Source organism: Deltaproteobacteria bacterium HGW-Deltaproteobacteria-6, assembly GCA_002840435.1.
Classification (GTDB): domain Bacteria; phylum Desulfobacterota; class Syntrophia; order Syntrophales; family Smithellaceae; genus UBA8904.
The window spans coordinates 25,282-31,464 of record PHAT01000012.1; the positions used below are offsets into that span (position 1 = coordinate 25,282).

Consider the following 6,183-nt stretch of genomic DNA (forward strand, 5'->3'; position numbering starts at 1 on the left):
AAACATCGATCTTCTCCTTTATTGGTTATAGTTATACGTTAATTTTATAATCAGCTTGGTCCAATTATTCCAATTTAAGTGTTGTGTCGCATGTCTTGCTGTTCCGATATGTGTATATCTTGCCAGTTGCTTTCTTCCCCCGGGCACTTACGGATATGATAATTTCCTGGTCCCGCGGCAACCAGAGATCAAAAAAACCGGTTGACGGCGTTTTAAAAGTTTTATCAATCACGGTTTTGCCTTCCGCGGTGATGGCCAAGACTTTTAGAGGAACGTTTTTCAGTTCTGCATCGCATTTTGACATATAATGAGTCGCACATTTATGAGTTGTGTTAATGTATGGTGCGATGGATACAACCATTTGATCATCCGGCAGAGGCACACTGATGGTTTTGCCGTCTTTGAACTTAAAATTGACCGCATCGGGAGTCACGAAACTGGTAATATCCGGATTCCTTTGCCGCCATTTATTGGCAAGTTCCATTGCCTGCTTGCCATCTATGCCTTTAAGTTCATCCAATAATTTCTGGTCCTGACCACTAACCGGCGAGGTTGTGCCATAATCATGATTGTGCTGCGCGAAGACCAGACCAGACATCAAAGTCATGGAAATGGTCAACATGATAATCCATGGTATATTTTTTCTTTGATTAAACATCATTTTCCCCTTTAAGTTCTATTGTGTAAATTGTCCGAACAAATTTGCTTCGTTTCATCTTGCAAAACGATATTAGCTCTAATTACAAAAGGCATGCCAAATTTAATACACTGTAACTATTAGCTATTTTATCAGGAAGAGCAACAAGCTGTAGAATAGTCTACATTGCATCTGAATATTCTCCAGTCCGTTAAGGATAAGACTGGTCAGTTGAAGGCCTTCCCGACAGCCTGATTCAATCTATCGCGATTAAATGGCTTGGTTATATAGTCACAGGCGCCAAGCTTCATGGCCGCAGCAATATTTTCCGCCGTTCCAAAGGCCGTTATCACGATGACCCGCATACTGGGGCGGACTTTCTTGATAGCCTGAAGGAGATCCAAGCCGCTCATGCCGCTCATCTTCACATCCGTGATGATCAGATCGGGATTCTGTTCACGAAATACAGCAAGGCCGTCTTCGCCCGATGCCGCGGACAAGACCTGGTACCCCTCTGTTTCCAGATTATACCCCAGCACGCGCCGGCAGGAATGGTCATCATCAACAATCAGGATCTTCTTCATGGTCAGTTTTTGCCGCAAGCCTCGTCGAGAAACACCAATCCGTCTTTGACATGGATCGTCCGTGATGCAAAACGAGTTACGCCCGGGTTGTGCGTCACCATGATGATCGTCTGCCCTTCGTCATTCAAAGCGGTCAGTAAGGCCATGACACTTTCCGCTGTTTCGGTGTCGAGGTTCCCCGTAGGTTCATCGGCAAGCAGAATGGGCGGCTGATTCACAAGAGCCCGGGCAATGGCCACTCGTTCCTGCTCCCCTCCGGAAAGCTGGTCCGGAAGGCGCCTGGCCTTATTTTCCAGTCCGACGCGCTCCAGAATTTGCAGAGCTCTTTTTTGCTGTTCTTTATCTTTGATGCCGGTAACAGCCATGGGCAATTTCACGTTTTCCACAACGGTAAGGTAAGGGATAAGCTGAAAGGATTGAAAAACAATGCCCAGATATTCACTGCGGAAGTCCGCTCGTTGCTCACTGGTGAGGCCATAAACATCAAGCGTGTCCACGCAGACGCTGCCTTTCGTGGGGTGGTTGAGCCCCCCGATGACGGACAGCAATGTGCTCTTCCCGGAGCCGGACTGCCCCATGATGCCCACAAATTCGCCATCATCAACATAGAAATTCATCTCCCGGATTGCATGGACGAGCGTGTCTCCCGCCTGATAATTTTTCCCGATGCCCCGGATTTCAATCAAATGCCGATCCTGTTCCATTATTTTCTCCTATAACGCTCTCAGAGCTTCGCTGGGATCCAGCCTGCTGGCCTTGCGGGCCGGGTACAGACCGGCCACAAGGCTTAAGGAAACGCCCAGCAGAATGGAAATTCCGCCGAGGCCAAGATTCAAAATGGGTGCGCTTCCCCCCTTCAGGATCAGCGGAACCACAACCCACGTAATCATGCTTCCCCCGATAAAGCCCAGAAGTCCGGAAATAAGCCCGATGATAAATGCCTCCATCAGAACGATCTGCATGATATGGCCCTGGCGGAAACCAATGGCGCGGAAGATGCCGATCTCCCGGGTCCGCTCGTTTACAGCGCCCATCATGGTCACAAAGACCAGAAGAGCACCGATTGCGCTGACCAGCGTTGCGATGCCGTAACTGAAGGACCGGAACATCTCCACGGACTGCATCTTCGACATAACCACCTGCTCAAGAGCGGTCACACGGGCATCGGGAAACTTCTCTGCGATCTGGAGGACAATTTCCGAAACCGGACACCCGCGGCAGAAAGCGGCTATTTCCACCAGGGACACCTTGCCTTGCTTATGCAGAATTTCCTGGATTTCGTGCAGGTCTCCCATAATGATGCCGTCCTCCGATGCCCCCGTCCTCTGCAAAATCGCCGCAACCACAAATCCCCTTTTGGCGATGATGACGTTTTCCCCAGGAACCACGCGCAGCGCTTCGGCCGCGTCTGCGCCGACAATCAGTTCGTTTACCGCCGACGGGGCTTCACCGTCGAGCTGCCACCAGGTCTTCAGTGCCAGTTCGGACTTAAAATCCACCCCGACCAGAAGAACTTTCCTGTCTTTCAGGGTGGCGGTGCCGATAGTCTTGGGAGAGATGATCCCGACATTCCTGGCGTTCTCTATCTGCCGGATATCCTTCAGCCGGGATTCGTCAAACTCCACGGTCTGATAACTGACATCCCCCACAGTGATGCCGCCATAGCTGAGTGAAAGATTGTCGCTGCGGGGCACCATAACGATATTGGCGCCGAAACGGTCAAGACGATCCTCGACGTCACGGGTCATCGTCTCCGTAATGGATAAAAGACTGACAACAGTGGCAACACCGACGAAAAGGCCAAGAATGAGAAAAATCATCTTGCCCTTGCGCCGCCTCAGGTTATTGAAGGAAATATGATAAAGCTTCACAGGTTAATCCTTTTGCATGCCCCGCATGTGCTGTGAGTGGTCGATCCGGTTCAGGAGAATGGCGTTGAGGCCATTTTTCTCAAATAAGGGGGTGACATTTCGGGCGTCAAAAACGGTCCGGTCAAAAGTAATCACCAGCCGCGTCCCGCCTTTGTCGGTCATTGTCTTCTTTACTCCGGTCTGCCGGCCCAAAGCGGCGACGACGTCGGCAGGCCAGGGGCCGCCATCCTTCAATTTAAAGATGGCATCCTCCAGGTTGCGGCCATTCCACCACGCAACGGATTTGGGAATGACGACAGCGCCGAAGCCGATCAGGATCAGGCTGGAAACCACAACAGCCAAAACCCCCAAGCTGATTCCCCGTTTTCTGACACCCAGTACTTTTTCACGCTTTTCTCTATGTGTTTCCGGATTGTATGGCATAAGATTGTCAGCGCGTCCTTTACTTTTTCTGCAACTGGCAATACCAGCTTTTCTGGTTGATATCCTTCATGCTGATGATCAACTGATCGGTCACAATTTTTCGATCAACACCTACCGGATTGCACCCTCCGGCGATCACATTTATTTTGTCGGAGGCGAATCGCCGGCCGCATTGTTCGCAGACCATAGAGTCACCGTCCTGCACATACCCTTTACCGGCCCGGTAGCACTCGTCACAAGCGTTGATCGCCGCCCGAATGACGCCGTCCCTGCTCTTCAGGACAAAAAAAGTAACCATCGTCCCGTCATTTGCCTTGACTTTAAAGAAATGAGCCTTGCCGTCACTGACATCGGCGACAGGTATCAGGAGTTCACCCTGCTTGGGAGTGAGTACCTTCGTCTTCTGCCAGAACGCCGCATGGCCCGCCGCCGGCAGAAATCCGACGGCCAATACCATTAATGTGATGATAAAATTTTTCTTCATCCCGCAACCTCCATTTTGCCTATTTACCCGCTTCTGATATTAAACAAAGAACATGCCAAAAAAGAGTCGGAGCATTCAGCGCCATAAAATAATTACGAGGTGCCCGGAGAAACACTCTGCAAGCATCTAATAATGAATGATATTAATTTTGCATCAGAAATCTCACACTCTTTGATTTCATCATTTAAGCGACGTTTGATTTCAAAGATATAAGTTGAATGGATCAGGAGATGCAGAATAGTCTGCAGCGCTGTAGACTATTCTGCGTTGGGCTCCCGCAGAGATCGATTATTTCTTGGGAGGGTTGTCAATACCGTATTTTCCAAGCCGATAAAGTAGAACATGACGTAGAACTTTTAGGAAGACCCGATGAGCAACTGACTTTTGCTCTTCATGCCTTTGCCGCATCAGGTTCTTTTTCAGCAGGTCTTCCATATGGATCGGTTATCTCTCTTTTCTAACTAAAAGCACACACCATTCAGAGAGACTTTAAATTCCTTTATACCCTTTTAAAGTCAGATATCCTTGTAGGGTGGGTTTTGTGTTTATAAATGGGTTTGAATTCAAGCTAAATAGAGTCCCCTTCTTTCAGTGTTATCTCCACTTCTTTGAAATAATCATCGGCAGACAGGCCGAGGAAAAATTTGTACGTTCCTGGACGCAGTTGTATCTTTTTCCAAAACATATTTGACACCTTCTCCCGCATCGGGGTTATGACTCGTCTTTCCATCCTCATCTCAGAGCGGCAGGCTTTCATTCTGCCCATCGACAGTTCATACCTTTGCCCATAGATAAGAGGATCAGGCCTAGCGGGGGTGGCATGATTGATTGCTCAAAGCCAAGCAACCTTCAGGCCCTTCCAATCACAGAGATATGCTCGAACGTCATCGACGCAGCAACCTCAATCCATTGAACACGACCAGTAGACTCGCGCCCATGTCGGCGAAGACCGCCATCCACATTGTTGCCTGCCCGGTCAAGGTCAGAACCAGAAACACAGCCTTGATGCCGAGTGCCAGCACGATGTTCTGTGTCAGCACCCGAGCCGTGGCCCGAGACAGGCGCACGAAGGCGGGAATCTTTCGCAGGTCGTCGTCCATCAGCGCCACGTCAGCCGTTTCGATGGCGGTGTCCGTACCGGCAGCACCCATGGCAAAGCCAATATCCGCACGGGCCAACGCGGGGGCATCATTGATGCCGTCGCCCACCATGCCTACCTTGCCGCTATTCCCGTTTATCAGGAGGCTTTCGATCGTTTTGAGTTTGTCTTCAGGCAGTAAATTGCCCCTTGCCTCATCAATACCGACCTCTCGTGCGATTGCTTCGGCCGTATGAACATTATCGCCGGTAAGCATTAATGTTTTCACACCGAGCAAATGCAAGTCGGCGATGGCCTTACGGCTCGTTTCCCGCACTGTGTCGGCAACTGCAAAAATAGCAAGCACCCCGGTCTGGTTAGCCAGTAATACGGCAGTCTTGCCCTGGCTCTCCAGTGCGGTGAGTTTGGTCTCGATTTCTTTCGAACACAATCCAAGATTTTCGATCAAACGATGGTTGCCAAGTTGATAGAGGTGCTCTGCAATACTACCTTTGACGCCGTGGCCGGGAATGGCCGCAAAATCATTCACATCGCGCAGCGTCAGTCCTGCTTCTTCAGCAGCATGGGCAACGGCCAGTGAAACCGGATGATCGGAGCGTGAGGCCAGGCTGGCCGCCAGTATTCGGGTTTCGCTCGCCTCACCGCTTAGCGCGATGAAATCGGTCTGTACCGGTTTACCGTATGTAATTGTACCCGTCTTGTCGAGCGCCAGTGCCTTAAGCTTGCGGCCTTCTTCGAGATACACGCCTCCTTTAATCAGGATTCCCTTGCGGGCAGCGGCAGCAAGACCACTGACAATGGTCACGGGCGTTGAAATCACCAGTGCGCATGGGCAGGCAATCACCAGCAACACCAAAGCCCTGTATATCCAGTCTAACCATGCTGCATCTGAGACCAGCGGTGGTACGATGGCCACCAAAAACGCGAGTGCAAAAACAGCAGGTGTATAAATTTTGGCAAACTGATCAACAAAGCGCTGCGTTGGTGCCCGGCTGCCCTGGGCAGACTCGACGGCGTGGATGATCCGAGCCAGCGTCGAATGGCTTGCCTCTGCCGTCACGCGGTATTCAAACGATCCCGTTTCG

8 protein-coding genes are annotated in these 6,183 nt (G+C 50.5%); all 8 read right to left on the reverse strand.

Going from position 1 to position 6,183, the window contains the following annotated elements:
- Positions 1-64: 64 nt before the first annotated feature.
- Entirely contained in the window at positions 65-658 is a 594-nt protein-coding gene (locus CVU71_18110; GenBank protein PKN16992.1) for a hypothetical protein, read from the reverse strand.
- A 206-nt stretch (positions 659-864) separates the two neighbouring features.
- The gene (locus tag CVU71_18115) at positions 865-1,221 is read right to left on the reverse strand and encodes a hypothetical protein (protein ID PKN16993.1); all 357 of its coding nucleotides are present in this window, start codon (positions 1,219-1,221) and stop codon (positions 865-867) included.
- Positions 1,222-1,223: 2 nt separating this feature from the next.
- On the reverse strand, positions 1,224-1,925 hold the full coding sequence (locus CVU71_18120) for an ABC transporter ATP-binding protein (GenBank protein ID PKN16994.1): 702 nt from the start codon (positions 1,923-1,925) through the stop codon (positions 1,224-1,226).
- A gap of 9 nt (positions 1,926-1,934) precedes the next feature.
- Positions 1,935-3,041: an ABC transporter permease gene (locus CVU71_18125; protein ID PKN17001.1), complete on the reverse strand. Its 1,107-nt coding sequence runs from the start codon at positions 3,039-3,041 to the stop codon at positions 1,935-1,937.
- A 54-nt stretch (positions 3,042-3,095) separates the two neighbouring features.
- Complete coding sequence (locus tag CVU71_18130; protein PKN16995.1) at positions 3,096-3,515, reverse strand: hypothetical protein; 420 nt, start codon at positions 3,513-3,515, stop codon at positions 3,096-3,098.
- Between the two features lie 19 nt (positions 3,516-3,534).
- A complete protein-coding gene (locus CVU71_18135; GenBank protein ID PKN16996.1) occupies positions 3,535-3,999 on the reverse strand; it encodes a DUF2318 domain-containing protein in 465 nt (154 codons plus the stop codon).
- A gap of 568 nt (positions 4,000-4,567) precedes the next feature.
- Positions 4,568-4,765 carry a hypothetical protein gene (locus CVU71_18140; protein PKN16997.1) on the reverse strand — a complete coding sequence of 66 codons (198 nt, stop codon included), beginning with the start codon at positions 4,763-4,765 and terminating at the stop codon, positions 4,568-4,570.
- A gap of 118 nt (positions 4,766-4,883) precedes the next feature.
- On the reverse strand, positions 4,884-6,183 hold a 1,300-nt coding region (locus tag CVU71_18145), incomplete at its 5' end, for a heavy metal translocating P-type ATPase (protein ID PKN16998.1).